The 25,785-nt window shown below is 33.1% G+C and carries 24 protein-coding genes; 13 read left to right on the top strand and 11 right to left on the bottom strand.

The annotated features are described in order from the left end of the window. Position 1: 1 nt before the first annotated feature. The 8 genes from J2W48_RS00235 to J2W48_RS00270 form a co-directional block, all read right to left on the bottom strand. Positions 2-763 (bottom strand): GLPGLI family protein, encoded by a 762-nt coding sequence (locus tag J2W48_RS00235; RefSeq protein WP_310276301.1) that lies wholly within the window; start codon positions 761-763, stop codon positions 2-4. An 83-nt stretch (positions 764-846) separates the two neighbouring features. Further along, on the bottom strand, positions 847-1,062 hold the full coding sequence (locus J2W48_RS00240; protein WP_310276304.1) for a hypothetical protein: 216 nt from the start codon (positions 1,060-1,062) through the stop codon (positions 847-849). Positions 1,063-1,112: 50 nt separating this feature from the next. Next, a complete protein-coding gene (locus J2W48_RS00245; protein ID WP_310276307.1) occupies positions 1,113-1,346 on the bottom strand; it encodes a hypothetical protein in 234 nt (77 codons plus the stop codon). A 178-nt stretch (positions 1,347-1,524) separates the two neighbouring features. After that, positions 1,525-3,747, bottom strand: a complete 2,223-nt coding sequence (locus J2W48_RS00250; RefSeq protein WP_310276310.1) for a TonB-dependent receptor — start codon at positions 3,745-3,747, stop codon at positions 1,525-1,527. Between the two features lie 339 nt (positions 3,748-4,086). Then, a complete protein-coding gene (arfB, locus tag J2W48_RS00255) occupies positions 4,087-4,491 on the bottom strand; it encodes an alternative ribosome rescue aminoacyl-tRNA hydrolase ArfB (RefSeq protein ID WP_310276313.1) in 405 nt (134 codons plus the stop codon). Further along, complete coding sequence (locus J2W48_RS00260; protein WP_310276314.1) at positions 4,491-6,605, bottom strand: DUF4301 family protein; 2,115 nt, start codon at positions 6,603-6,605, stop codon at positions 4,491-4,493. Before J2W48_RS00260 ends, arfB begins: the two co-directional genes overlap by 1 nt. Then, positions 6,575-7,189 carry a nicotinamide riboside transporter PnuC gene (gene pnuC, locus J2W48_RS00265; protein ID WP_310276317.1) on the bottom strand — a complete coding sequence of 205 codons (615 nt, stop codon included), beginning with the start codon at positions 7,187-7,189 and terminating at the stop codon, positions 6,575-6,577. Before pnuC ends, J2W48_RS00260 begins: the two co-directional genes overlap by 31 nt. A gap of 36 nt (positions 7,190-7,225) precedes the next feature. Continuing rightward, the gene (locus J2W48_RS00270) at positions 7,226-7,954 is read right to left on the bottom strand and encodes a phosphoglycerol geranylgeranyltransferase (protein ID WP_310276319.1); all 729 of its coding nucleotides are present in this window, start codon (positions 7,952-7,954) and stop codon (positions 7,226-7,228) included. Between the two features lie 308 nt (positions 7,955-8,262). On the opposite strand from J2W48_RS00270, the gene J2W48_RS00275 reads away from it, so the two are divergent. Next, positions 8,263-8,670 (top strand): group III truncated hemoglobin, encoded by a 408-nt coding sequence (locus J2W48_RS00275; protein WP_310276323.1) that lies wholly within the window; start codon positions 8,263-8,265, stop codon positions 8,668-8,670. Positions 8,671-8,815: 145 nt separating this feature from the next. Here the strand turns inward: J2W48_RS00275 and J2W48_RS00280 are convergent, their stop codons facing one another. After that, positions 8,816-9,466, bottom strand: coding sequence for a 4'-phosphopantetheinyl transferase family protein (locus tag J2W48_RS00280; protein ID WP_310276326.1), 651 nt, complete (start codon positions 9,464-9,466; stop codon positions 8,816-8,818). A gap of 301 nt (positions 9,467-9,767) precedes the next feature. Between J2W48_RS00280 and ahcY the strand changes: the two genes are divergently transcribed. The 9 genes from ahcY (at position 9,768) to J2W48_RS00325 (ending at position 16,753) form a co-directional block, all read left to right on the top strand. Beyond that, the gene (gene ahcY / locus J2W48_RS00285; protein ID WP_007805093.1) at positions 9,768-11,084 is read left to right on the top strand and encodes an adenosylhomocysteinase; all 1,317 of its coding nucleotides are present in this window, start codon (positions 9,768-9,770) and stop codon (positions 11,082-11,084) included. 201 nt (positions 11,085-11,285) lie between these two features. Then, positions 11,286-11,552: a hypothetical protein gene (locus J2W48_RS00290; RefSeq protein ID WP_310276331.1), complete on the top strand. Its 267-nt coding sequence runs from the start codon at positions 11,286-11,288 to the stop codon at positions 11,550-11,552. 142 nt (positions 11,553-11,694) lie between these two features. Then, a complete protein-coding gene (locus tag J2W48_RS00295; protein WP_310276334.1) occupies positions 11,695-11,874 on the top strand; it encodes a hypothetical protein in 180 nt (59 codons plus the stop codon). A 130-nt stretch (positions 11,875-12,004) separates the two neighbouring features. Next, positions 12,005-13,099 carry a WG repeat-containing protein gene (locus J2W48_RS00300; RefSeq protein WP_310276336.1) on the top strand — a complete coding sequence of 365 codons (1,095 nt, stop codon included), beginning with the start codon at positions 12,005-12,007 and terminating at the stop codon, positions 13,097-13,099. Positions 13,100-13,488: 389 nt separating this feature from the next. After that, the gene (locus J2W48_RS00305) at positions 13,489-14,334 is read left to right on the top strand and encodes a methylated-DNA--[protein]-cysteine S-methyltransferase (RefSeq protein WP_310276339.1); all 846 of its coding nucleotides are present in this window, start codon (positions 13,489-13,491) and stop codon (positions 14,332-14,334) included. 75 nt (positions 14,335-14,409) lie between these two features. Then, entirely contained in the window at positions 14,410-15,132 is a 723-nt protein-coding gene (locus J2W48_RS00310) for an alpha/beta fold hydrolase (protein WP_310276342.1), read from the top strand. 3 nt (positions 15,133-15,135) lie between these two features. Continuing rightward, positions 15,136-15,849: a 2OG-Fe(II) oxygenase gene (locus J2W48_RS00315; RefSeq protein WP_310276345.1), complete on the top strand. Its 714-nt coding sequence runs from the start codon at positions 15,136-15,138 to the stop codon at positions 15,847-15,849. A 63-nt stretch (positions 15,850-15,912) separates the two neighbouring features. Next, entirely contained in the window at positions 15,913-16,158 is a 246-nt protein-coding gene (locus J2W48_RS00320; RefSeq protein WP_310276348.1) for an Ada metal-binding domain-containing protein, read from the top strand. After that, the gene (locus tag J2W48_RS00325; RefSeq protein WP_310276351.1) at positions 16,145-16,753 is read left to right on the top strand and encodes an alpha-ketoglutarate-dependent dioxygenase AlkB family protein; all 609 of its coding nucleotides are present in this window, start codon (positions 16,145-16,147) and stop codon (positions 16,751-16,753) included. The genes J2W48_RS00320 and J2W48_RS00325 overlap by 14 nt, the downstream gene beginning before the upstream one ends. A gap of 52 nt (positions 16,754-16,805) precedes the next feature. On the opposite strand, the gene J2W48_RS00330 is transcribed toward J2W48_RS00325, so the two are convergent. Both J2W48_RS00330 and gldJ read right to left on the bottom strand, forming a co-directional pair. Then, positions 16,806-18,092, bottom strand: coding sequence for a UDP-N-acetylmuramoyl-tripeptide--D-alanyl-D-alanine ligase (locus tag J2W48_RS00330; RefSeq protein WP_310276354.1), 1,287 nt, complete (start codon positions 18,090-18,092; stop codon positions 16,806-16,808). Positions 18,093-18,158: 66 nt separating this feature from the next. Continuing rightward, positions 18,159-19,844, bottom strand: a complete 1,686-nt coding sequence (gldJ, locus tag J2W48_RS00335) for a gliding motility lipoprotein GldJ (protein WP_310277884.1) — start codon at positions 19,842-19,844, stop codon at positions 18,159-18,161. A gap of 212 nt (positions 19,845-20,056) precedes the next feature. On the opposite strand from gldJ, the gene porU reads away from it, so the two are divergent. The 3 genes from porU to cdd all read left to right on the top strand — a co-directional run bounded on the left by porU (position 20,057) and on the right by cdd (position 25,672). Further along, on the top strand, positions 20,057-23,890 hold the full coding sequence (gene porU, locus J2W48_RS00340) for a type IX secretion system sortase PorU (protein WP_310276357.1): 3,834 nt from the start codon (positions 20,057-20,059) through the stop codon (positions 23,888-23,890). Positions 23,891-23,927: 37 nt separating this feature from the next. Beyond that, complete coding sequence (gene porV / locus J2W48_RS00345) at positions 23,928-25,112, top strand: type IX secretion system outer membrane channel protein PorV (protein ID WP_310276359.1); 1,185 nt, start codon at positions 23,928-23,930, stop codon at positions 25,110-25,112. A gap of 77 nt (positions 25,113-25,189) precedes the next feature. Then, the gene (gene cdd, locus J2W48_RS00350) at positions 25,190-25,672 is read left to right on the top strand and encodes a cytidine deaminase (RefSeq protein ID WP_310276362.1); all 483 of its coding nucleotides are present in this window, start codon (positions 25,190-25,192) and stop codon (positions 25,670-25,672) included. The last annotated feature ends 113 nt before the right edge of the window (positions 25,673-25,785 follow it).

The following is a 25,785-nucleotide window of genomic DNA, read 5'->3' on the forward strand; positions in this document are numbered from 1 at the left end:
ATTACTGTTTCTTTTTAAAATTTTCAAGCATAACATTCTCAAGCTCTTTTTGTGTAATATCCTTACCTCCTTTAGGTTTCGCTATCTCTTTAATTTTTTTATAATCAAACTCTATTTTTGAGGCGTAAATAAACTTTTTTCCATTAATAGTTCCCTCTAACACTAATCCAGGTAAGCCATCTAATCCTTTAGGGCCAAAGGAAGCTGGTATATCTGGTGTAAACCAAACAATAGGAGTAAAAACAAGTTTTCGATCTTTAACGGGATTATACATATCTTCAGAAGTTGTTATTGCTTTATAACACTTATAACCATCAATATTTTTAGTTTCCGTTGTTATTTCCCAGTTGTATTGCTCAAAAGGGACAATAACATTATAAAGTTCTGGTCGTTCAGTTTGATATAATTTTATTTTTGTTTTGATATTTTTATAATATTTATTATTATCTATTATTTTATTAAAATTAGTACTTTCAGAAATATCCAATTTTTCAACTTTCTGATACAAGCTCTCACTACCATTATAAAAAAGTTCAAACTCTGTATTAGCATCATTCCTTAGCATCTCTTCTACCAACTCAACTTGTTTTGCTGACAAACCTTTCTTTTTTTCTTCTGGTAATTTTGCTATATTGATATCTCCTCCATATAAGCTATTCTTGTAAACAACTCTAGTTACTTGACTACTCAATGAATTGATAAAGATAAAACTAACAAAAGCAAAATATAATATTCTTTTTATCATCTGACTTAATCTTCTCATAATTATTACTTTATATTTTTTTTTTAAAACAAAACTAGGATAATATCTATCCTAGTTTTTTTAATATTAATTAATTTCAATAATTATGCTTCACAGCTTCCTTTAAAATATTCGTACGCTCCATTATAAGTATCGCTGTCTATACACCCATTCACTTCTTCGTATACATCCAACATAAGAGAAGCATATCTTGCACAATCTGTTATTATTTCAGCTTTATTCATGCTTTTTTTATTTTTTGCTTCGCTTATAAAACTAAATGCCAGCATAAATATAACTGTAAAAATTATTTTTTTCATTTTTTAACTTATTTCATCAAACACTAATTTTAATCTTTTCTTTTGTAATTCTATAGATAACCATGGTCACACAGTCCCTTCCACGTATCATAACCTGCATTATAGTCCCCAGATTCTTGACATCCATTTATTTCTTCACAGATATCCATCATTAAAGAAGCTACGCGTCCACAATCAGTAAATACCAAAATTTCTTTTTCTTCTTCTTTATTTTTAGAAGTATTTGCAAAAGAGACTCCACTAAATACCATTACTGCGAAAGCAGTAAATAATAATTTTTTCATAATTAAAATGTTTTAAATTTATAAAATGTTTTTTGGTTAACCGTTGCAAACATATAAAAAAATAATTTTAATTTTAAAAAAATATCTTACAAATTTAGCAATAAATAACAGTATTGAGTTTACAAACAAAAAGCCTGAAAATTTAAAACTTTCAGGCTTTTTTTATATTTAAAAATCTTTAGAATTTCAAAGTCAGTCCCACTAAAAAATTGGTTCCTGCCTGAGGATAGTATCCTGCTTCTTCGACTGTAGTAATAGCCGGAGGGTTAGAATAATCGTCATCATACGTATAAAAGAATCCGTTGCTCTCGTACTTCAAATTGAAAATATTATTTACCAATCCTGATATCATAATTGATTTGAAAATTTTATCCGTTTTAATTTCATAAGAAACATTCAGATCATTTACAAAATAACTGTCTAGTTTTGATTTATCGGAATCTATATTTCCCATAAATTGTTCCCCTACAAATTTAGAAAGCAATGATAACTGCAAACTCTTAATTGGCATAAACGTTAAACGATTACCGGCAATAATATTAGGCGAAAATGCAATATTGGTTTCACCCAGGTTTTGCAGAACACCATCTCTGGTAAAATAAAAATCTTTGTTTTTGTTTTGACTCAAAGTAATATTCGGCTGTAAAAACCATTTTTCTGAAAGCTGAAGCGTTGCATCTACCTCTATACCTGCCCTGTAACTATCACCGCTATTGGCACGCATAGGTGCTCCAACATCATTTAATTCACCTGTTAATACCAACTGGTCTTTGTAACCCATAAAATAGAAATTGGTATTCAGCTGAAAGTTATCCGAATTGAATCTCCATCCCAGCTCAAAATCATTTAGCTTTTCAGGCTTGACATTTCCTCCTTCATAATCGGTTCTGTTAGGTTCACGATTGGCTCTGGCGTATGAAAAATAGAGTATGTTTTTTTGATTGATTTCAAAATTCAAACCTGCTTTTGGATTAAAGAAATTAAACGTATCATCAACGAGTCCTGTTTCCCAGCTATTGGCTTTATAGGTTACATTTCTATATTGCAAGTCACCATAAAAACTTAATTGTTCTGTTAATTGATAATTTGCTTTTGCGAAAATATTTCCATCTGTTTTGGTTGAAAAATCATCGTAATAATGATCTCCCAATTCTGATTGCGATGCATATCTTGCCCAGATTACTTTTCCGAAATGGTCGCCTTCGTATTTATTCCAACCACCACCCAGAATCACATCTAACCTCTCATCTTTATATTTTACTGAAAAAGTAGTACCATAAAAATCATTGTCCAGCCATTTTTGGCGAATTAGGTCAGTTGTGTTTACTGCGCCAACTGGATTCAAACCATAGTCATCCATATCAGCATCTTCTTTATAATTTTCATAATAGCCTTGGCCTTTCGTATAATGAAATGCTAGATTAGTGCTCCAATTATCAGAAAAAGATTCACTCCAATGCAACTGATAATGATCTTGTTTGTAATTATCCGTTTCATTATCGTAAAAACGGGTAATTCCATTTTCATCAGTAAATTTTCCTGCAAAATTATATTTTCTGTTATCCTTTAAAGTTTCAGCATCAATACCGTTCCAGGATTGATAGGTCTTTTCGGTTCCGCCAAAAGCTAGTGCTTTAATCAAAGTCGTTTTGCCAACATACGTTCCCTGCAAAAAATAAGATTTTAAATCAGAACTTGCTCTGTCTATATAACCGTCTGATTTTATCGCCGATAAACGCCCTGCCAGTTCAAAATGATCATTTAACAAACCAGTACTGAATTTAACGGTATGTTTATGTGAATTGAAACTTCCAAAAGAGTTCGAAATTTCACCATTCGCTTTAGACGCATAATTATCTGTCAGCATATTCAAGCTGGCACCAAAAGCACCTGAGCCATTCGTTGATGTTCCAACACCACGCTGCAGTTGCAGACTTTCTACCGAAGAAGCAAAATCGGGCATATTTACCCAAAAAGTCCCCTGACTTTCAGCATCATTATACGGAATTCCGTTTATGGTAACGTTAACCCTTGTGGCATCGCTACCACGCACACGAATTCCGGTATATCCCATACCGTTTCCGGCATCAGATGTAGTGACAACAGATGGCAGATAATTCATCAAAATTGGAATATCCTGACCGAGATTTCTCGACTTAATATCTTTTTTATCTAAATTACTGAAACTCACAGGTGTTTTTTTAGTAACACGAACTGCTGAAACCAGCACATTATCCAACTGATTAACTTTAGTTGAATCCTGCTCCTGAGCATAAGAAAACAGAGTAAAGAAAACAGAAAACAGAGTAAATAAAATAGACTTGCAATTTGCCGAATTTTGGTTTTTAAAACCTTTGCAACTTTGAGACTTTGCAACTTTAAGACTTAAATAAGTTTTCATCCGTAAAAGAATTACGAATAAAAGGGGGAATTATTCTTTTGTTAAATTAATAAATGTGTTTCACGACAATACATAGTGCAACTAAAAATTGTCGTTTTTTCCCTTAGCAACATTACTCGCTCAGGTTCTTTGGGTATGATCTCAGCTCGTTATTTAGAGCACCCCTTTGAGACATTGCAAAAGTAGTATTAAAAATTGCAAAAATCAAAAGGCAATGGCAAAAATTAATATCAATTACAAAAATGAAATTTGATAATCTAAGAACAGAATTTATGATGTAAAAATGACATTGAAATTATTAGGGCAAATTAAGGAGAGTATTAACTAAGACTGACAGCGCTAATCCAAATTAGGTTTCTTTCTGGATTGCTTAATTTCAGAAATATTCTTCTTGTCTTTGATTCGTTTTTTAATAACTGACTTAGGAATTTTAGTAGCTTTTCGAACTTTCGGAACAAACAATCCTTTTTTAATCAGTTCTAAAAAACGTTTCACAACAATTTCCTTGTTTTTAAGCTGGCTTCTGTCTTCGTCACAATTTAAAATCAGTATATTTTCAGATGTTAAACGTGTAGCCAGATTGGTTTGCAATAGTAGTTTTTGTTCTTCGGATAAAGCCTGAGAAACATTCAGGTCAAAAGTAAGAACTACTTTCGACGAAACTTTGTTTACATTTTGTCCTCCAGCACCACTGCTTCTAACTGCTTTGAAACTTAACTCTGATATGATTTTTTCGACATCCATTATTGTGGCTGATGAGCTGGTTTTAGTAAATCATTTACCGTTTTTACCGGGTTGAAAGTAATTATAGGCACAGCAACAAAAACTGTTAACCAGTTTGCCATTCCGCCATTCCATAAACCTGGTAATTCGTAACTTTTTACAGTTACACCAGCATTACTTTTTTCAACAACAAAACCACTATTCTTATCTACAAATTTTGTCAGATCAAATTTTTGGTTTTTATAATTTTTTATTCCACAAACTAAATCAACAGGATTAAAATAGGTTGCCTCGGCTAAAATAGCTTTTTGTTTTTTATTGGATAAATCAATCTGGGAACTTTCTACAATCTGAAGAGAAACTATTCCTTTATCATCCATAACCCAGAATGGCCCTCCACCGGGTTCTCCTTCATTTTTCACCATTCCGCATACACGAATGGGTCTGTCCAACAGTTCTTTTATCTTGCTTATTTTATTTTCTAAAGTAAATTTATAGAAATCAGAAGACAATTCTATATTGAGATTTTGCTTTAAAAATAAAATGATTTCTTCTAAGTTTTCAGTTTTAATCTGGTTTTCAGCCATCTTCTTTAAATAACCGAAAACCTGCGCTTGCAATTCAATTAAAATCCCTGCCAGTGCTTTTTTATACAACGCAATCTTATCAATATGATTCTGAATTACGTTATCAATGTTTTTAATAAATATGATATCCGAATTTAATGCATTCAGGTTCTCAATCAATGCCCCATGCCCGCCTGGCCTAAAAATCAGTTTTCCGTTTTCATTTCTAACCGGATTATTTTTTAAATCTACAGTAATAGAATCAGTACTTTTGTTTTGATAAGAATAATTGATTTCTATTTTTATTCCGGATTCTTTTTCGATTTTTGTCTTTACCTCCGAAACACATTTTTCAAATTGACTTTGGTGTATTTCTGACACTGTAAAATGTAAATTAGATACAGAATTAGAACTGGCATAATAAACACACTCATGTAAATGTTCCTCAATAGGGTTTGCAATATGATTGTTGTACTGATGAAAAGGCAATACTGCTTTTGGTTTATTAGCAAAATCAAAATAATCTGATGACAATAGAAGTTTTATAAAATAATAGTTTTTATAATCCCTGTTTAAAGAATCAAAATCAGGATACAACTCTTTTAGTTTTTTATATAAGGCTTCAAAAAAAGGAAACTTGTCCATACCAACAATAAAAAGAGACAACTGGCTTTCTTTTTTTCGGTTGATATAGGCGTTAATACTCTCTTTTTCAATATTGAAATCATTTAAAAAAGCAGTTAAGAATTTAAACATTCTACTGGCAGCACCAGAAGCAGGAACAAATTTTTTTAATTTTAATCTGGATTTGTTCTCGTCAAAAAAGGCTGCTTTTTTTTCAAAATCAGTTTCAGGTAAACTCAAAATTCCATTTGAAAGAGTCGCAGGACTTACCAGGTTAATTTTAGCAATTCCTTTTTTTAAAATAGACAATTGTGCCTGGATTTTTTCAAAAGGGATTCCGTGTTCATATATATGAACGAAATCTTTTGAAGAAAATCCCATTTCTTTGGCAATTGTCAAATTATCCACAATTGTCTTTGCTTTTGCCAAACGATTTTCTTCGTTTCCCGAAAGGGTTATGAATGGCTTTTTAGCTTCAATTAAATTTTGCTTAAAAACAGTAAAAACAGTTTCTCTTTCGTTTGGAGTATCACGAATATCATCCTTTTCCCAGGGAACATCAATATCCGTGAGAAAAAACATATCATAGTTGTGCTCTAATGCCGCTTTGTTTAATAGTGGATCACAAAATTTATAATACATTTCAGAAAAAACTTTAGTAACCAATAAATTAGTGTCGCAAAACAAATATTTATTTGCAGTTTCTAACTTTTCATTTTCTAATGCTATCTGACCAAGGGCAATTGGCATCATATCCTCTACAGTGCAAATCTGCTGATTTTCTTCCCATTTTGCCTGCAAATAATTACGTGCAAACTCTGGAACCCATTCTGTATTATAGTATGCAGCCAGTTGTTTTGCTAATGTTGTTTTTCCTGTGCTTTCAGGTCCAAATAAAGCAATTTTTATGATATTTATTTTTTGCTGTCTAAGATTTTTTTCCATTCTAAATAGGCTGAAATAGCCAAAATTGTAAAAATTAAATACTGAAGTGACAACATCCCCAAGCCACGATAAGCGTAAAGAGGCACTACAATAATATCACCTATAATCCAAAGTGTCCAGTTTTCTATCTTTTTCCTGGCCATGTACCACATTCCTGTGAAAAATATTCCTGATGAAATCATATCAACATAATTGTCTGTCTTGATTTCATAATCGAAATATTTATAAATTCCGAAAACTACAAAAATGGTGACAAAAAACAGTAGGATTCCGATTATTTTTTCATTAAAATTTGTTCTGGTAATAGGCAGATTATCTTCTGCCGTTCCTCCTCTTGCCCAATTGTACCAGCCGTATATGCTCATAATTGAAAAATAGGCATTTAAAAGCATATCGCCCAGATAACCTGCAACATATAAAAGATATACCGAAATTACCGTAGCGATTAAGCCCGTTGGATATACCCAGATATTTTCTTTTTTAGCAAACCACACACTCAGTATTCCGAAAACAAAAACTAAAAATTCTAAGGCAATATGCCACAATGGAGCGTTTTTATAACTTTCTAAAAAAAAATCAATCATCTAATTTGGTTTGTTTTTGGTTCTTGTTTTGAATTTTTATGATTCAAAAAAATAGTTGTCATTTTCAAAAGCTGTTCCTATCACTACCAAATCGGCGCCTGCAGCATAGGCTTTTTGAATTCCTGATAAATTTACAATTCCTCCTCCAACAATTACAGGAATATCAATATTTTGACTAATTAAGTGAATCATTTCTAACGGTACCGCCTTTTTGGCTCCACTACCTGCTTCTAAATACATTAACTTATTTCCTAACATTTCTCCCGCTTGGGCTGTTGCCAAAACCAAATCAAGATTTTCACGATTTAAAGGCTTGGTCTTACTAACTCTTGCTACAGCAGTTTCATTACCGCTTTCAATTAAAATATAACCTGTCGAAATGACTTCCAGATTCGTTTTTTTAAGAATTGGTGCGGCCTGAACCTGATATTCTATTAAATAATCTGCATTTCTTCCAGACAATAATGACAGGAACAAAATAGCATCAGCCTGAGGTGAAATCTGTGACGGATCACCAGGAAAAATAACAACCGGCAGATTAGTTTTTTGTTTTAACTGCGTTATTAGATCTTCAATAATAGTACTTTCAACTATACTTCCGCCAACAAAAATATGTGTTGCCGGGGATTGGTTTATTTTACCTAATAAACCATCTAAATTTTCCCAGACAATTTTATCAGGATCAAGAAGAATGGCCAATAGTTTTTGTCCATTTTTCTTAGCATCTAAAATTTGTTGATGGATAACCCGTGTTTTTTGCTCCATAATGGCTGTAAAAGTAAAAAGTTTTTAACGTAGAAGAACTATTTTGAATGAATATATTTGTAAGGTCTCTGTTAACAACCAAAGTAAACAAATTATAATTGTTGCAGAATTATTAGAAAAATACGGTGCATTAAAAAAGGCTTTCAGCAAAAAGGAAATTATATTTTAAAAAAGGAAACCTGCCTTTACATTATCATAAAATCATTTCTGGTGAAGTAAAAATGAACAATTATAAATGATGATGGCCGCGAATTTATTCAGGGAATATTTTACAAACAACAGTCATTAAGTGTTATATTTATTATACTATGAGAAAACAAATAGAAAACAGGGCTGATATTACTTTTTTAGTTGATCAGTTCTATGCAAAAATAAGAGATGATAGAGAAATCGGCTTTTATTTTAATACAATGATAAAAGACTGGGACGCGCATCTTGAAAAACTAACTGATTTTTGGGAAACCAATTTGTTTGCCGTAAAGAAATATAAAGGCAATCCGCATATTGCTCATAATGAAGTTGACGCACAATTTAATGGTCAAATTACATCGAATGAATTCGGAATATGGCTTAACCATTGGTTTCAGACTTTAGACAAACACTTTGAAGGCGAAAATGCAGAAACACTGAAACGTCGCGCCAGAAAAATGGGAACTTTTTTGTTCATGAGTATGTTTGAGCATCGAAAGAAATTGGCAGAAGATTCAAACATTTAGTTTTTTGTCAATGCAATGAACGAAGCAATCACACTATTGAAGCACAAACTGATCTAATAAGTAAAATTGCTCCGTTTCTTGCAAAGACAAAGCCCTTGTTGCGCTTTTTTACTAAAAACTATCACTGAAAACTGCAATTTAAAAATCATTTCTCAAAAGCATAAACCAATGTAAAAGTCCCTTCAAAATTATGCGATTTGATTTCCTGATAATGCACATCAAAATCTTTTATCAAATCATCAAAATGAAGACTGGCTTCTGTTTGTTCTTTATCTAATAAGAAATCGTTAACCCGTATATGATCTTTAAAACTGATTCCTTTTTCGTTTCTGATTTTAAAAATCGCTTCTTTGGCTCCCCAGATTACAGTAAGTTTTTTAATATATTCTTCTAAAATATTTGAGCTTAAATAACCGAATTCGGTATCTACAAATTTATCGGCGATGCGGAGGATCTTTTCACGCTGGAGTTCCATGTCGATTCCAACCGTTTCATGACTAATTATAATTGCCGCAAAATGATGCGAATGTGTTATGGAAATATAATTATGACAATCAAAATAAGGCTTTCCAAATTCGTCATAATGCAAATCGTTATCTGTAAAACCTATCTCCTGAATCAGCATACGAACACTTAAAAAAGCACGCTGGTGCAGCTGTGATTTCATTCCGCCTAATCTCAACTGTGTTTTTTCTTTTAAAACGACTTTTCCTAATAGTTCTTCAAAAGATTCGGTTATTTCCCAAATTAAGATTTTGGTCGTTGGGTTGCATTGTATGGTTTGAAATAAAGGCATTCTTTTCTAATTATGAATTATGAGTTTTAAATTATGAATTATTTTCCTGATTTGAGAACTGAACTTCTAATTTAACTCCTGGTCTTTTAGCCCTGATGGAAACGGCATCCTTTTGTGTCGGTCCCAATATCGGGAGTACAAAAGATATAGCAGACAGCAGAATTAGCTTCTAAAAAACATTAATCGACTAATCTTCTAAAGATTAAGAAATTAAACATTTCACAAATCTTACAGAAATTAGTAAAAATTCTAAAGTTATTGCGTAAATTTGCAAAAATTTTACAATACAAATATACTATAAATGAGTACTACAACTACGCCTTTTGTGGCTTTCAAAGTAAAAGACATTTCTCTAGCGGCTTGGGGAAGAAAAGAAATTGAACTGGCTGAAGCTGAAATGCCAGGTTTAATGGCGCTTCGTGCTGAATATAAAGACGAACAACCTCTTAAAGGTGCTCGTATCGCAGGATGTTTACACATGACAATCCAGACTGCAGTTTTGATCGAAACTTTAATTGCTCTTGGCGCTGAGGTTACCTGGTCTTCATGTAATATTTTCTCTACTCAGGATCAGGCTGCTGCTGCTATTGCTGCTGCCGGAATTCAGGTGTATGCATGGAAAGGTCTTGACGAAGAGTCATTTGACTGGTGTATTGAGCAAACTTTATTCTTTGGTGAAGACAGAAAACCATTGAACATGATTCTAGATGATGGTGGAGATTTAACCAACATGGTTATTGACCGTTTCCCGGAATTGGTTCCCGGAATCAAAGGATTATCTGAAGAAACTACAACTGGTGTTCACAGACTTTACGAAAGAGTAAAAGCCGGAACGTTGCCAATGCCTGCAATCAACATTAACGATTCTGTTACTAAATCGAAATTTGATAACAAATACGGTTGTAAAGAATCTGCTGTAGATGCTGTACGTCGTGCAACTGACTTAATGTTAGCTGGTAAAAGAGTGATTGTTTGCGGATACGGTGATGTTGGAAAAGGAACTGCTGCTTCTTTCAGAGGTGCAGGATCTATTGTAACAGTTACTGAAATTGACCCAATTTGTGCTTTACAAGCTGCAATGGACGGTTATGAAGTTAAAAAATTAAATACTGTAATTGCTAATGCTGATATCATCATTACAACTACAGGAAATAAAGATATTGTTCTTGGAAGTCATTTCGAGCAAATGAAAGACAAAACTGTTGTTTGTAACATCGGGCACTTTGATAATGAAATTGATATGGCCTGGCTGAACAAAAACCACGGTGCATCTAAAATCGAAATCAAACCTCAGGTTGACAAATATACTATCGCTGGAAAAGATATTATCATTCTTGCTGAAGGTCGTTTGGTAAACCTTGGTTGTGCTACAGGTCACCCAAGTTTTGTAATGAGTAACTCATTTACCAACCAAACTTTAGCACAAATTGAATTATGGAAAAACAGTGCTGCTTACAACAATGATGTTTATATGTTACCAAAACATTTAGATGAAAAAGTGGCTGCTTTGCACTTAGCTAAATTAGGTGTTGAATTAGAAACTTTACGTGACGATCAGGCTGCTTATATTGGTGTTCCTGTTGAAGGTCCATTCAAACCAGAGTATTACAGATACTAGATTTAGTGAATAGTCATTAGTAAATAGTGATTAGACCGCTTTCAAAATAATTCAAAACCCTTGCAGTAATGTGAGGGTTTTTTATTTGGGGCGCCACCATTTGTAAATCAAGAACATTAATTTAATCAGATATTTATATATCCTTTTTTAAAATATAAGTTTACTTTTGAAATACAAATCCCCAATATTCAAAACCCAATCATGAGAAAACACCTTATTACAGCTGTCCTAATATTATTGCCAATTCTTGCATCAGCACAATTTAACAATCACCAAATGCAAATGCAGCAAGTTAGAACTATGCATCAGCAAATGAACGCCCAAAATCAGAAATGGGCAAATGAACGTGCAAGATCAAATCAGCAATGGCAAATGAGAACCATGATGTTGCAACAAACCAATAAAATACAAACAGCTGAATATAAATTAGCCAAAGAAGAAAAAAAACAAAAAGAAACTAGAAGATAAAGCCGAAAAACAAAATGCTGATTTAAAAACAAAACAAGAAGAATTAGCAAACCTTCAAAATAACTCAGAAAAAAGCAATGACGCTGATCTTCAAAAAGACATTGAAAGATCTAAGAAAAAAGTAGCAAAATCTGAAGAAAAATTGAGTAAATCAAAATATGATATAGACAAAAGTTCAAAAAAAATTCAGGCTTTTCAAAAACAGATAGAAACTACAAAATCGCAAAAAGAAGAACTCGCTAAAAAACACGAAGCAGAAAAAAAAGCTAAGGAAGAAGAGAAAGAAAAAGAAATGGCAGAGAAAAAAGAAGCAAAAGAATGATCAGCCATAATAAAATAATAAACATCATATAACGACCAAATCTTTGCCTAAAACTAAAATAGATTCAGCGTAACGTGAAGGTTTTTAGTCTTCAAAAAGTTTGTTATATATTTACTAGAAATACTTTTTTATGAAACAAATCACTTTCCTTTACCTATTTCTTATTATTTTAAATTGTTCTGTATTTGCACAAAATAAAGATACCTGGATTTCATTTTGGGATAAAGACACCACTCATGTTGGATTTAAAGATAAAACCGGTACTATTAAAATTGAGCCTAAGTTTATGGGTTTAACTTCTGCCAATAAATTTGATGATATTATAGCCGTGACCGAAGAAGATGGGGAAAGCTGGGAAAGTTACTACCTCACCAAAAACGGAAAAAGAGTTGGCATTGACAGTTTATATACTTTTGACAATGGTCCTGATTGTGAGAATGAAGGTCTAATCAGATTCAGAGACCCTAAAACCGACAAAATGGGAATGTTCAACGGGCAAGGCAAAATTGTAATTCCCGCAGAATATAATAATTTAACAAAAGCCAGAAACGGAATGGTTATAGTATTGCAGGGTGCTGAAAAAATAAAAGACAATCACGAAGGCTGCAATCATTTTAGCTGGACAGGCGGAAAAGAATATCTTATCGACATCAACAATAAAACTTTAGTTAAAAACTTTGCTTACAATGATGATCTGAATTTTTATTCGGTAGAAAAATCAGCAGCCCCAAGTAAGGATCCGACAAGAGAAAATTTCCTTGGAATTGACGGACAATATTACTCCTTCATCAATTTTAATAAGGAGTTTGAATTCTGGCTTCAAAATAATTTGCTTACTGATTTATCAAAAAACAATTTATTGAAATCTTCATTTGATAACTTCACTTATTGGAAAGAACCAAACGGGTGGGTCAGTGAATCAAAAACGAAATTTATCGATAAGAATTATAATTTTATAAAACTAAAACTGAAGGAACTTACTTCTGCAAAAACAGAATATTTTGTTTCATCTAATGGTTTAAATCCATTTATTTTTGATAAAAGTGAATATGAAATATATTTCAACAATTGTAACGAAGCTAAAGAATGGATGTATCCCGTTAGAAATATCATCATCTCACCGAAAAACAAATCGGACTTCGGACAAGATCATTTTGAGTTTTTAAGAACTGAAAGTGGATACAAGTTGATCAGTATTTCTGATCGAAAAAATAATTTGAAATAGGAAATACCTTTATTTTCTTTAATAAAGTAATTATGGAAAAAGAAGATTTTAAACAAAATTTACGAAAAGCACTTGACGGGCTCATAGATTTTACTCAGGAAATGGTAATCAACAAATTACTGATTTTAGTTATGTGACATTAGAATGCTGTGGAAGATATTCTGCTTTTTTAAATCACAAAGAAGGTCCTTTTCGGCCTTTAGGACCCAGTATTCCATATCGATATCTGAATCCGATTACCGAAAAACTTCTCCACAAAATTGATTTAAATAAAATTAAAAAAGTTTAAAAACTTTACGAATCTATGACTTTTCGATAAAAAACTTCGCAAGTTTCGGATTTTATGACCGCAAAATCCTGTCGATATTTGCATTATAAAATTGAGAAAAATGAACACACAGGAAAACATAAATTATAATCGCATTGCTGAAGCGATAGATTATATCAAAACTAACTTTCGGGAACAACCAAATCTTGATGAGGTTGCCGAAAAAGTACATCTAAGTCCTTTTCACTTTCAGCGTCTATTTACAGAATGGGCTGGTACAAGTCCGAAGAAATTTTTGCAATATATTAGTGTCGAACATGCCAAAAAAATTCTGAAAGAAAACAATCATGCTACTTTATTCGATGCCGCTTTTGACACCGGACTTTCAGGCACAAGTCGTCTACACGATTTATTTGTAAATATCGAAGGAATGACACCGGCAGAATACAAAAATGGCGGTAAAAACCTTTTCATTAATTATAGTTTTGTCGAAAGTCCGTTTGGGAATATCATTGTCGCTTCGACTCAAAAAGGTATTTGTTTTATGGCTTTCGCCGAAAGTGAAGAAATAGGATTTGAAGATTTAAAACGCAAATTCCCAAATGCAGAATTCTCACGAAAATTAGATTTAGTACAACAAAATGCTTTATTTATTTTTCAGAATGACTGGAGTAAATTATCCGAAATAAAATTGCATTTAAAAGGAACCGATTTCCAATTGAAAGTCTGGGAAACCTTGCTCAAAATTCCGTTGGGAAAGCTTTCTACTTATGGAAGTATTGCACATCAAATTGAAAAACCAAATGCATCAAGAGCTGTCGGAACTGCTATTGGCAGTAATCCTGTGGCATTTTTGATTCCTTGTCATCGTGTTATCCAATCTTCCGGAACCTTTGGCGGTTATATGTGGGGCAACACACGAAAAACGGCAATTATTGGCTGGGAAAGTGCGCAAATAAATTTATAATCGAGCAAGAAACAGATTTTATCTTCCTTATTTCAAAGGTAATTTTGTCTTAATAAATTATAAATAGTATAACGGATGAAGACATTTATTTTAATTCACGGTTCCTGGCATAGTGCATGGAATTGGCACAAAGTAATTCCAATTTTAGAAAGCAAAGGACATAAAGCAATTGCTATAGATTTACCGGGAATGGGAAGAGACAAAACACCTATTCAGGATGTTACATTAAAAACCGCTGTAGAAAAAATTTGCGCATTAATTGATAGTTTAGCAGAACAGGTAATACTTGTTGGGCATAGTAAAAACGGAATTATGATTTCGCAAGCTGCGGAATATCGTTCTGAAAAAATTGAAAAATTAATTTACTTAGCTGCTTATTTAATTCCAAACGGCAAAACCCAAGCTGAATATTCTGCACAAGATACTAATGGTATACTAAAACCGTATGTAACCCGATATCCCGAGTTAAATGCGCATACTCTACAAAAAGAAATATACAAAAAAGGTCTTTATCATGATTGTGATGATTCTATAACACAATTAGCAAAATTATTATTGAGCCACGAACCCGTAGCATCAGGAATTACACCTTTAGAATTATCAGAAGAAAAATTCGGTAGTGTACCTCGCTTTTATATAGAATGTATTGAAGATAAAGCCGTAACACCTTTTATTCAGAGAAAAATGTATACAGAAACTATTTGCAAAAAAATATACAGTATGCAAACCAGTCATTCTCCTTTTTTCAGTAAACCGAAAGAATTATCAGATATCTTTTGTGAAATAGCAACACTCTAAAAAATGCAAAATATACAATCAAAAATTGCTTCTCTTAATTGGGAAAGCATCACCGAATCTATGCATAAAAATGGGTTTGTTATTATTCCGAATGTGCTGAATAACGAACAATGCGAAGATTTAAAATTCGATTATGATAACCCCAATTTATACCGAAAAACGGTTGTAATGGAACGTTATCGGTTTGGTTTGGGTGAATACAAATATTTCAATTATCCTCTTCCGGATTTAATTCAAAACATTCGCACTTCCATTTATCCAAAATTGGCGCCAATTGCAAATTCCTGGATGAAAGTCCTGAATATCAATACTGTTTTCCCCCAAACACACGAGAAATTATTAGAACAATGCCATGCTAACAACCAATTAAAAGCAACGGTTTTAATTTTGAAATATGGCAAAAGTGGTTTTAATACTTTGCATCAGGATTTATATGGAGATGTTTATTTTCCTATTCAAATAGTACTTTTTCTTAACGAATCTGATGAAGATTTTACCGGAGGCGAATTTGTCCTAACGCAGCAAACGCCAAGAGCGCAATCGAAAGCAATTGTTTTGAAACCTAAAAAAGGTGATGCTTTAGTTTTTACAACAAATTTCAGACCTGTAAAAGGAACAAAAGGATATTATCGGGTAAACATGAAACACGGCGTCAGCGAAATTCATTCCGGTGAACGACATACATTGGGGATTATTTTTCATGATGCATTGTCTTGATTTAGATTCAGAGACGCAAAGCTTTTACAATCGAACCTTTGAACCTTTACACCTCAAAAAGAAATGATTTATCATAACAAAATTTCAGATTCAAATCTCCGAATTAAAATTAAAAATGCGGAAATTTGTTTTGGTGGAAACCGAAAACTAAAAATTTACGGAACACTAAAATGTTCTTCCGGTAAAAGAATGAAACGTGAGAATCGGGTCTTCTTTTATTCTGAAAATGAAGCCAAAAAAATCGGTTTCAGACCTTGCGGACATTGCATGAAAACCGAATATTTAAACTGGAAAAATGGACTTATTTAACCCCGAAATAAACGAAGCAACAAACTTACTTCCAAAAGACGGAACAGTAAATTATTACGGAAAATTATTCTCCGGAAAAGATTCAAATCATTACCTGAATACATTTTTGAACGCCATCGAATGGAAAAATGATGAAGCAGTTATCTTCGGAAAATTAATTATTACGAAGCGAAAAGTGGCTTGGTATGGCGATTCAGGTTTTGAATATACGTATTCGAACACCACCAAAAAAGCACTCCCATGGACTAGGGAATTACTCGAATTAAAAACTATTATTGAAGAAAAAACTGGCGAAACCTTTAATTCCTGTTTACTCAACTTATATCATTCCGGCGATGAAGGAATGGCATGGCACAGCGATGCAGAGAAAGATTTAAAAAAGAACGGTGCAATTGGTTCAATAAGTTTTGGCGCTGAGCGCAAGTTTGCCTTCAAACATAAAGTATCTAAAGAAACCGTTTCTTTAATTTTAGAGCACGGGAGTTTATTAGTTATGAAAGACGAAACCCAGACGCATTGGCTGCATCGTTTACCACCAACTAAAACTACTTTAAAACCTCGGGTAAATTTGACTTTCAGAACGATTGTAAAATAATTTATAAAGTCTTTTTATATAATTTTTGAATATCCAGAATTTTAAATGATTATTAAAAATAATCCAAGCTTCTTTCTAATGCCATACCGCGGGATCCTTTAATCAATATAGTGCTGTTCTGCTTAAATTTATTATTTTCAATAAATTCTGCAAAATCATCAAAAGTTTCAAAAAAATGAAGATTTTCATTAGAAATATTATTTTTAAAAAAAGATTTTCCAATCAGATAACAGGCTGATTCATTCTGATTTATCAAAGAATCTACAACGATTTTATGCTCTTGCATACTTTCTTCTCCAAGTTCAAACATGTCTCCTAATATCATAATTTTATTTTGATTTTCTAATTGCAAAAAATTAGCAATTGCTACAGCCATACTACTTGGATTGGCGTTATAAGCATCTAAAATAATTTGATATGTTCCTTTTTTTAATAATTGTGACCTGTTATTTGTCGGAATATAATTTTCGATTGCCGATTTAATATTCTCTTCATCAACCTTAAAGTAAGTGCCGATAGCCACTGCAGCATTAATATTATTGGCATTATAAAGTCCTATTAAATTAGAATTCACAACGAAGTCATTATAATTAATAACAACAAAAGGGTTGGCTTCTATTTTATAAACATTAATATCTGCCTGATTGTTAAGTAATCCAAATGTGAAAGACTTTATTTCTTTAGACTTTTCAACCTGTATAGGATCATTCAAATTAACAAAGACCGATTTGTTGTTTTCAAGCAAGTATTTATACATCTCGCTTTTTCCTTCAATGACTCCTTCAACGCCACCAAATCCTTCTAAATGTGCTTTACCAAAATTGGTGATATAACCATAATCAGGCTGTGCTATCCCACATAAAAATTTAATTTCTTTTTTATGATTAGCACCCATTTCGACAATTCCAATTTGGGTTTCATGAGTAAAAGATAGCAATGTTAACGGAACGCCAATATGATTATTCAAATTACCAACAGTAGCTTTTGTATTATACTTTTGAGATAAAACTACATTGATGAGTTCTTTGGTAGTTGTTTTTCCATTGCTTCCTGTTAACGCAATAATAGGAATTTTTAAAAATAACCGATGGAATTTTGCCAACTCCTGCAATGTCTCCAAAGTATTATTAACAAGGATCGTTCTATCATCTATTAAATAGGCCGGATTATCAATAACAACAAATAGTGCCCCTCTTTCCAAGGCATCTTTGGCAAATGTATTGGCGTCAAAATTTTCTCCTTTAATAGCAAAAAACATTGAATCCTTTTCGATTTTACGTGTATCAATTGAAAGAGATTTACATTTTAAAAAAAAATTATGAATATCCTGAATAGTCATTAGTAAAACATTTTAAAAAAATAAAAGCCCTAATTAAAGGGCTTTTATTTACAATTAAATATATTGTTAATTTCTTGGTGATTTTCTTTTCTCAGCTTTAGAACCTACTCTCGACATAGCACATCTGAATCCGATGTAATCTGTTGCCATATCCTGAGGAAAATATCTCCTTTGAGCCGGATCTAACCAATATGCTCTATCTCTCCATGAACCACCTTTGTAAACTCTGGCGTTATCATTTACTAAAGTTGTTCTTTTGCTTGAGTTATCATGCTTTCTGATCATGTTTCCTAAACTATCTGTCGTAACATTATGTTTTGGAGAATTATACATGTTGCTTTTAGCATTATCCGAAGAGTCAGAATCCCCAAAATCATAATATCTTGAAGACTGCTTATCGCCATCTCTGTAATTGATATTATCACTGGTACTAAAGTTTTGTCTCAAATATGTTTCATTTTCATCAACCGGAACCTGTGCAATTTCTCCTGGAAGATTTCTCGCTACAATTTTACCATTACTCAGCGTATCATATCTAATATTGTCTTTTGTAACAATTTCGATTTTTCCATCCTTACCGATTTTATTTTTACCATACAGATTACCTCTAAAGTAATTAAAATCATTAGCTTCATTATCAATTACAGGTCTGTAAACATCCGCAACCCATTCTGCTACGTTTCCAGCCATATCGTATAAACCAAAATCATTAGCCGGATAGCTCTTTATAGCATTGGTAATATCTGCACCATCATCTGACCAACCTGCAATTCCGCCATAATCACCATTACCTTGCTTAAAGTTAGCTAATTGATCGCCTCTGTTCTTACGTTTTGTTGAACGGGTATAATCACCTGACCAAGGATATTTCTTTTGTCCTTTATAGATATTATATTCTCTTTGTCCAACATCTGCAGCAGCTGCATACTCCCATTCTGCTTCTGTAGGAAGTCTGTATTCCGGTAATATAACTCCTGAAGAACGTTGTGCATACACATTTTTTTCTTCGGCTACCTGACCGTCTTTTCCTGCTTTTAGTCTTCTGCCGTTAGGGCTTTTCTTTAAAACTAATTCTTCGTTACCTCCGTAAGTTGTAGAAGGGGAAGCCAGGTATGCTTCAGTATTAAATAAGCTTTCTGCACTTACATCATTTGATTTAGCTCCCTTTTTAACATATCCGCTTTTTTCTAAAACAGCTTCATTTACACGGTCTGTTCTCCATTTACTAAACTCAACTGCCTGAATCCAGTTTACACCAACTACCGGATAATTTGCATATGAAGGATGTCTCAAATAATTATTAGTCATCGTCTCGTTGTATCCCAAACGATTTCTCCATACTAAAGTATCAGGAGATGCTCCGGCATAAATATTTTTATAGTTTTCTTCTGTAGGAGGAAAAACTTTTTTCAGCCATTCCAGGTACTCTAGGTACATACCATTGGTTACTTCGGTTTCATCCATATAAAATGACTGAACATGCTGTTGGGTTGGTGTGTTATTCCAATCATGCATAACATCATCTTGTACTTTACCCATAGTAAATGTACCTCCTTCAACAAAAACCAAACCAGGACCAGCCTGTTGTTTTTTTCCTGCATTTCTAGCAGCAGTTCCATTTTGACTATCGACATCCCAACCTGTTGCTCTTGAAGCATGGCCTGAACTCGATTTTTTGCTACAACTAGCCGTGCCTAACATCAATACCATTGACATCATTACTTGCAAGGCTAAAATTTTGTTTACTTTCATACTCATTCTTAGGTGATAAATTTAGGTGCTGCAATATAATAATTAACATTTAATTTGCAACATCTGTTCTAATAATTTTATTTAACTGTTTTTTACCAGAAAATAACCTATAATTCCGAACGCAAAAATATACTTTTTATTATTACTATTGCATTAAATACTATATTTTTACTCACTAAAATATTTTTAAATAAAATTCGTTTTCTTTTACCATGAAACAAACTGTAATCTTATATTTTTTTTTACTCCCAATAATCAGTTTTTCACAGACAAACGGAAGTATTTCTCTTGATTGGCATGATAAAAAAGAAATGAATTATGGAGATTTTAAAATATCAATCCCCTATTTTTCAGGCAATAGTTTCCGTTTTGACAGTACAAAGAAAACAATAGCGTTATTATTTAAAGTAGAAGAATCCAATTTTTTCAATTATAACATTGTTGAGATTACCCATGTGGTTTACGAACCTGTGTCAAAGTTTGAATTAGGTGACCTATCACTGGAAAACATTCCCCAAAAACCAAATGAAGCCCTTACAACAGCAAATTCAAGAGACAAAAAGCAGTCTTTCATCTCGTTGTCCCCTATAATATCAGATGGAAATAACTTTAAACGTATTAAATCTTTTTCCTACACTATTAGCAATTCTATTTCCAATAATAACCCATCACTGTCTTCAAAATCAAACATAATTTCAAATTCGGTACTTTCATCAGGTGACTGGTATCGTTTTTATATTGAGAAATCAGGTGTTTACAAGATTTCAAAATCATTTTTGCAAAGCCTTGGATTTGACACTAATAAAGCAAATCCCAAGAAAATCAAGATTTATGGAAATGGTGGAAAAATGCTCCCTTTAGCCAACAATATTTATTATCCAGATGATTTAACTGAGAATGCCATTCAAGTTTTTGGAGAAGATGATGGCGTTTTCAATAACGAAGATTACATTCTTTTTTATGCCGAAGGAGTCGATAACTGGAATACTGAGAGTCAAACCAACCTTAATATATATGATACCCGGTCATATTATTATATTACCACTCAGGGCGAAGATGGAAAAAGAATTACAACCCTAAATCAGCCCATAGGCAACAGTAATCTTGAATTAAATACTTTTGATGACCGTCAGTTTCACGAAAAAGACCTTACTAATATTGCTCATTTAGGCCGACAGTGGTTTGGAGAATCATTTGACATCAATCAGGAACAGGAATTCGAGTTTGAATTTCCTAATTTAGACCCTTCCATTCCTGTAAAAATTGAAACAGTAGTTGCTTCTGCTGCTTTCACTCCTACTTCATTTTTAATTTCTGCTAATGGTACAAGTATTGGAAATATTGTTTTTAGTTCCTTAACTGCAAATTCTGATACAAAATTCTATACAGGAAAATTACCTGCAAACACTTCATTTACCGGTTCCGATAAAATAAAAGTAAAATTAACCTACAACAACAACGGGGTTCCCGGATCGAAAGGATATCTGGACTACATCAATTTAATTGCCAAAAGAAAACTGATTGGAACAGGAAAGCAATTCCGATTTCAGTATGATCTTGGCGGATCCTCATCCGGAATAGTGAATTATACTATTACAAATGCTTCCGGGATTTCGCAAATATGGGATGTCACAGACATATATAATGTCGCAAAAACAGAAAACATCAATCAACCGACTTTCAGCTTCAAAGCCTCACTAGGGGAAGTACGAAAATACACAACTGTTGACGCTTCTGATTATTATACTCCCTTAAAAGACAACCAATCGAAAATAACGAATCAAAATTTAAAAGGAACACTTCTAAAAAACAATCAAAATACTTTTCAGGATCTGGATTATGTAATTGTGTCTCCAAAAAATTTACTCCCCCAAGCGGAAAAATTAGCTAATTTTCACAGGAATAATTCTAACCTTGCCGTCAAGGTTATTTCGCTGGACAATATCTATCAGGAATTCTCATCAGGAAAACAGGATATAGCGGCCATCAGAAATTGTATCAAGTATATTTATCAAAATGCATCTTCTCCGGAAAAAAGGATAAAATACGTGAATCTTTTCGGGGATGCCTCTTATGATTATAAAAACAGAATTCAAAACAACACTAATATTGTACCCGTTTATCACTCATTAATAAGTAGCACTATTGGAGAATCTTCATTTGCTTCTGATGATTTTTATGGTTTAATGGATCAAAATGAGGGAAATGTGGTTTCTTTTTTTGGAGGAATTGACATAGCTGTTGGACGAATGCTGGTTTCAGATAATGCGCAGGCAGAAGAAATGGTTAACAAAGTCCTGGAATACCACAATCTAAAGTCGTACGGGAATTGGCGAAATAATTTTGTTTTAATTAGTGACGATTCAGACAAAAGTTCAGATGCTTCGCTGCAAGTTCGCCAGAACAATTTAGCAGATGTAATTGCTGTCCAAAAACCTTTCTTAAACGTTAATAAAATTATTTTAGACTCATACTCTCAGGAAGCTTCTGCCGGAGGATCAAGATATCCAAAGGCAAAAGCAGATTTTTTTGATGCATTCGAAAAAGGTGCTTTAGTATTTAATTATCTAGGGCACGGGGGAGAAGATGGCTTAGCATCTGAAAGAATTTGGGGAAAATCAGATGGACAAAATTTAAACAATCAATATAAATACCCTCTTTTTATTACTATTACTTGTGAGTTTTCCCGTTTTGACGATCCAACAAGACCCACGGCAGGCGAATATGTTTTTTGGAATCCAAAAGGGGGAGCAATAGCCATGTTGACCACTATTCGCTCCATTGGACAATTCAATGCTGAGAATTTTAATGACAATTTAACCAAAAACCTCCTTTCATTTGGCTCTAACCAATATACAACTATAGCGGAAGCCCTTAGAATTTCGAAAAATGAAAATCCAAGCTCTTCCAGTAATGTTGTTTTTTATATTGGCGATCCTGCTATTATGTTAGCTATTCCTAAACCAAAAATTAATTTAACAAAAATAAACGATGCCTTAATTACAGGTCCAATTGAAGACCTGAAGTCTCTGGCTAAGATTAAGATTTCTGGAGAAATAACGGATGAAAACAATAATCTCTTAAGTAATTACAATGGGGAACTTTCGACTACTATTTTTGATAAATTAATCACAAATTCGACTCTTAATAACGATGGACAAAGCCCTGCAATGCAATTTAAAACACTTGGCCAGACAATTTTCAGAGGAAATGCCTCGATAACCAATGGCCAGTTTGAGTTTAGCTTTGTTGTTCCAAGGGACATTAGAATTCCTGTCGATAATGGCAGAATCAGTTTCTATTCGAAAAAAAATGATGTTTTAGAAAACCAATCGGGATACAATAGTGCGATCAAAATAGGAGGAATAAACGAAAATGCACTTCAGGACAATATTAACCCCAAAGTAAAGTTATATATGAACGATGAAACTTTTGTTTCTGGTGGAATTACAAATAATTCTCCATTTCTTTTAGCTTTTCTTGAAGACGAAAACGGAATCAATACAGCGAGTGGGATTGGTCATGATATAGTTGCAATTTTGGATGGAGATGTTAGCAATCCTATGATTTTAAATGATTATTATCAAACAGAATTAGACGATTATACTAATGGAAATTTACGTTTCCCTTTGCGTAACTTAAGTACAGGCATGCATACTATAACCTTTACGGCATGGGATGTATATAATAATCCTGTAACAAGCGAAATACAATTCGTAGTTGTTGGAGATGAATCGTTAACCCTGACACACGTTCTTAACTATCCTAATCCATTTTCAACTTATACGCAATTTTGGTTTTCCCATAACAAGCCTTATGAACCATTAGAAGTACAGGTTCAGGTTATGACTATTACAGGAAAAGTCGTTTGGACAAAAAATCAAATTATTACTACAGAAGGCTTTTTATCAAGAGAAATTACATGGGATGGAAAAGATGATTTTGGAGACAGAATCGGAAAAGGGGTTTACATTTACAAACTCACTGTAAAATCCAATTTAACAAATAAAAAAGCAGAGAAGTATGAAAAACTTGTCATTCTATAATATATATTTGCAGAATTAACACCATTAACCTATATAAATGAAAAAAATATCCTTTTTATTATTTTGTTTTACTATATCGTTTGCGAGAGCACAAGACAGACCAATTACAACCGGAGTTCCTTTTTTACAGGTAGCCGCTGATGCCAGGGCAGCAGGTCTTGGTGACCAGGGTGTAGCAACATCGGCAGATGTATTTTCCCAACAATGGAATCCCGCAAAATATGCATTTTCAATAGACAAACAAGGCTTGTCTGTAAGTTACACTCCTTATTTGACAGATTTGGTAAATGATATTTCATTAAGCCAGCTAACCTATTACAATAAAATCAACGAAAGAAGTGCATTTGCAGGAAGCATACGATACTTTAGCGTTGGAGATATTGATCTGATAAACAATCCTGGCGATGTCCCAAATACGGTTAAACCTTCAGAATACGCAATCGATGGGTCCTACTCATTAAAATTAAGCGAAATGTTCTCTATGGCCGTTGGCGCAAGATTTATTAGTTCGAATTTAGGAATTACTACCGAAGGACAAAGTTTATCTGCTGCTACTTCATTTGCCTTTGATGTTGCCGGATTCTATCAATCTGAAGAAATTGCTTATAGTGATTTTAACGGAAGATGGAGAGCCGGTTTTAATTTACAAAATCTTGGACCAAAAATAAACTATGATTTAAGCGACTCTGACAATGGATCAAACTTTCTTCCCGCTAACTTAAGATTAGGTGGGGGTTTTGATTTTATACTGGACGATTATAATAAGGTCGCAGTTAGTCTGGAATTTGCAAAGTTATTAGTTCCGACTTCACAGATTCCTGTTCCTGTTGACTTAAACAATAATGGCAATACAACTGATCCGGGTGAAGATGGTATACAAAAAGCTAATAATGATTATAATTCTATTGGATGGGTTCCCGGAATTTTCAAATCTTTCGGAGATGCTCCTGATGGATTCAGCGAAGAGCTAAAAGAAATAACTTATAGTGTTGGAGCTGAATACATGTATCAGGATTCTTTTGCGATGCGATTAGGATATTTTCATCAAAGTCCTGAAAAAGGAGCTGTGAAATTTTTCTCTTTAGGAGCAGGCTTTAAATACAATGTAGTAAAAGTAGATGTATCTTACTTATTCTCTGCATCAAAAGTTAAAAATCCGTTAGAGAATACACTACGTTTCTCATTAACGTTTAATTTTGGTGATAAATATGATGAGTATTAGTTAAAATAATACATAACAATAATATAAATCCAAATTCCTTCTTTTCAGGAATTTGGATTTTTTTTCCCATAAAAACAATGAAAGAAATAAGCATAACATCATCCTTTCTGGTATTTGACAGCTTAGAAGAATTACCAAATGACGTTCAGGATCTAATGACCCAAGCCGTAGCAATTCGTAAAAAAGCGTATGCTCCGTATTCACAATTCAGGGTAGGCGCTGCATTATTATTGGATAATGGAAAAATTATTTTAGGATCAAATCAGGAAAATGCTGCCTACCCATCAGGGTTATGTGCAGAACGTGTAGCCATTTTTCATGCTGGGAGTGTTCATCCGGAAGCTAAGATTTTAAAAATGGCCATTACTGCAGCATCTGATTTGAATCAGACCCAGGCTCCTATTCCACCATGCGGTTCCTGTCGACAATCAATAGCAGAATATGAAATTAAACAGAACACCCCTATCGAAATCTATTTTATGGGTGAAATTGGTTCAATTTATCAGTCTGCATCCCTTAAAAACCTCCTTCCTTTTATGTTTGATAAAAAGTTCTTATAAAAAAAAACAAAAAGTAGCTTTTAAATTTTAGTTCTTAAATGTAATGTCTTATTTTTGCATCCCGACCCTTCGGGCGCAAATTTGTGGGAGGAAACTATTTTGCGTTATAGGTA

It is taken from the genome of Flavobacterium piscis (assembly GCF_031457575.1).
GTDB classification, from domain to species: domain Bacteria; phylum Bacteroidota; class Bacteroidia; order Flavobacteriales; family Flavobacteriaceae; genus Flavobacterium; species Flavobacterium piscis_A.

Excerpts from the sequence above, each read along its gene's own strand:
- J2W48_RS00235 (WP_310276301.1), bottom strand. The coding sequence starts at position 763 with ATGAGAAGATTAAGTCAGATGATAAAAAGAATATTATATTTTGCTTTT.
- J2W48_RS00240 (WP_310276304.1), bottom strand. The coding sequence starts at position 1,062 with ATGAAAAAAATAATTTTTACAGTTATATTTATGCTGGCATTTAGTTTT.
- J2W48_RS00245 (WP_310276307.1), bottom strand. The coding sequence starts at position 1,346 with ATGAAAAAATTATTATTTACTGCTTTCGCAGTAATGGTATTTAGTGGA.
- J2W48_RS00250 (WP_310276310.1), bottom strand. The coding sequence starts at position 3,747 with ATGAAAACTTATTTAAGTCTTAAAGTTGCAAAGTCTCAAAGTTGCAAA.
- arfB (WP_310276313.1), bottom strand. The coding sequence starts at position 4,491 with ATGGATGTCGAAAAAATCATATCAGAGTTAAGTTTCAAAGCAGTTAGA.
- J2W48_RS00260 (WP_310276314.1), bottom strand. The coding sequence starts at position 6,605 with ATGGAAAAAAATCTTAGACAGCAAAAAATAAATATCATAAAAATTGCT.
- pnuC (WP_310276317.1), bottom strand. The coding sequence starts at position 7,189 with ATGATTGATTTTTTTTTAGAAAGTTATAAAAACGCTCCATTGTGGCAT.
- J2W48_RS00270 (WP_310276319.1), bottom strand. The coding sequence starts at position 7,954 with ATGGAGCAAAAAACACGGGTTATCCATCAACAAATTTTAGATGCTAAG.
- J2W48_RS00275 (WP_310276323.1), top strand. The coding sequence starts at position 8,263 with ATGAGAAAACAAATAGAAAACAGGGCTGATATTACTTTTTTAGTTGAT.
- J2W48_RS00280 (WP_310276326.1), bottom strand. The coding sequence starts at position 9,466 with ATGCCTTTATTTCAAACCATACAATGCAACCCAACGACCAAAATCTTA.
- ahcY (WP_007805093.1), top strand. The coding sequence starts at position 9,768 with ATGAGTACTACAACTACGCCTTTTGTGGCTTTCAAAGTAAAAGACATT.
- J2W48_RS00290 (WP_310276331.1), top strand. The coding sequence starts at position 11,286 with ATGAGAAAACACCTTATTACAGCTGTCCTAATATTATTGCCAATTCTT.
- J2W48_RS00300 (WP_310276336.1), top strand. The coding sequence starts at position 12,005 with ATGAAACAAATCACTTTCCTTTACCTATTTCTTATTATTTTAAATTGT.
- J2W48_RS00305 (WP_310276339.1), top strand. The coding sequence starts at position 13,489 with ATGAACACACAGGAAAACATAAATTATAATCGCATTGCTGAAGCGATA.
- J2W48_RS00310 (WP_310276342.1), top strand. The coding sequence starts at position 14,410 with ATGAAGACATTTATTTTAATTCACGGTTCCTGGCATAGTGCATGGAAT.
- J2W48_RS00315 (WP_310276345.1), top strand. The coding sequence starts at position 15,136 with ATGCAAAATATACAATCAAAAATTGCTTCTCTTAATTGGGAAAGCATC.
- J2W48_RS00320 (WP_310276348.1), top strand. The coding sequence starts at position 15,913 with ATGATTTATCATAACAAAATTTCAGATTCAAATCTCCGAATTAAAATT.
- J2W48_RS00325 (WP_310276351.1), top strand. The coding sequence starts at position 16,145 with ATGGACTTATTTAACCCCGAAATAAACGAAGCAACAAACTTACTTCCA.
- J2W48_RS00330 (WP_310276354.1), bottom strand. The coding sequence starts at position 18,092 with ATGACTATTCAGGATATTCATAATTTTTTTTTAAAATGTAAATCTCTT.
- gldJ (WP_310277884.1), bottom strand. The coding sequence starts at position 19,844 with ATGAAAGTAAACAAAATTTTAGCCTTGCAAGTAATGATGTCAATGGTA.
- porU (WP_310276357.1), top strand. The coding sequence starts at position 20,057 with ATGAAACAAACTGTAATCTTATATTTTTTTTTACTCCCAATAATCAGT.
- porV (WP_310276359.1), top strand. The coding sequence starts at position 23,928 with ATGAAAAAAATATCCTTTTTATTATTTTGTTTTACTATATCGTTTGCG.
- cdd (WP_310276362.1), top strand. The coding sequence starts at position 25,190 with ATGAAAGAAATAAGCATAACATCATCCTTTCTGGTATTTGACAGCTTA.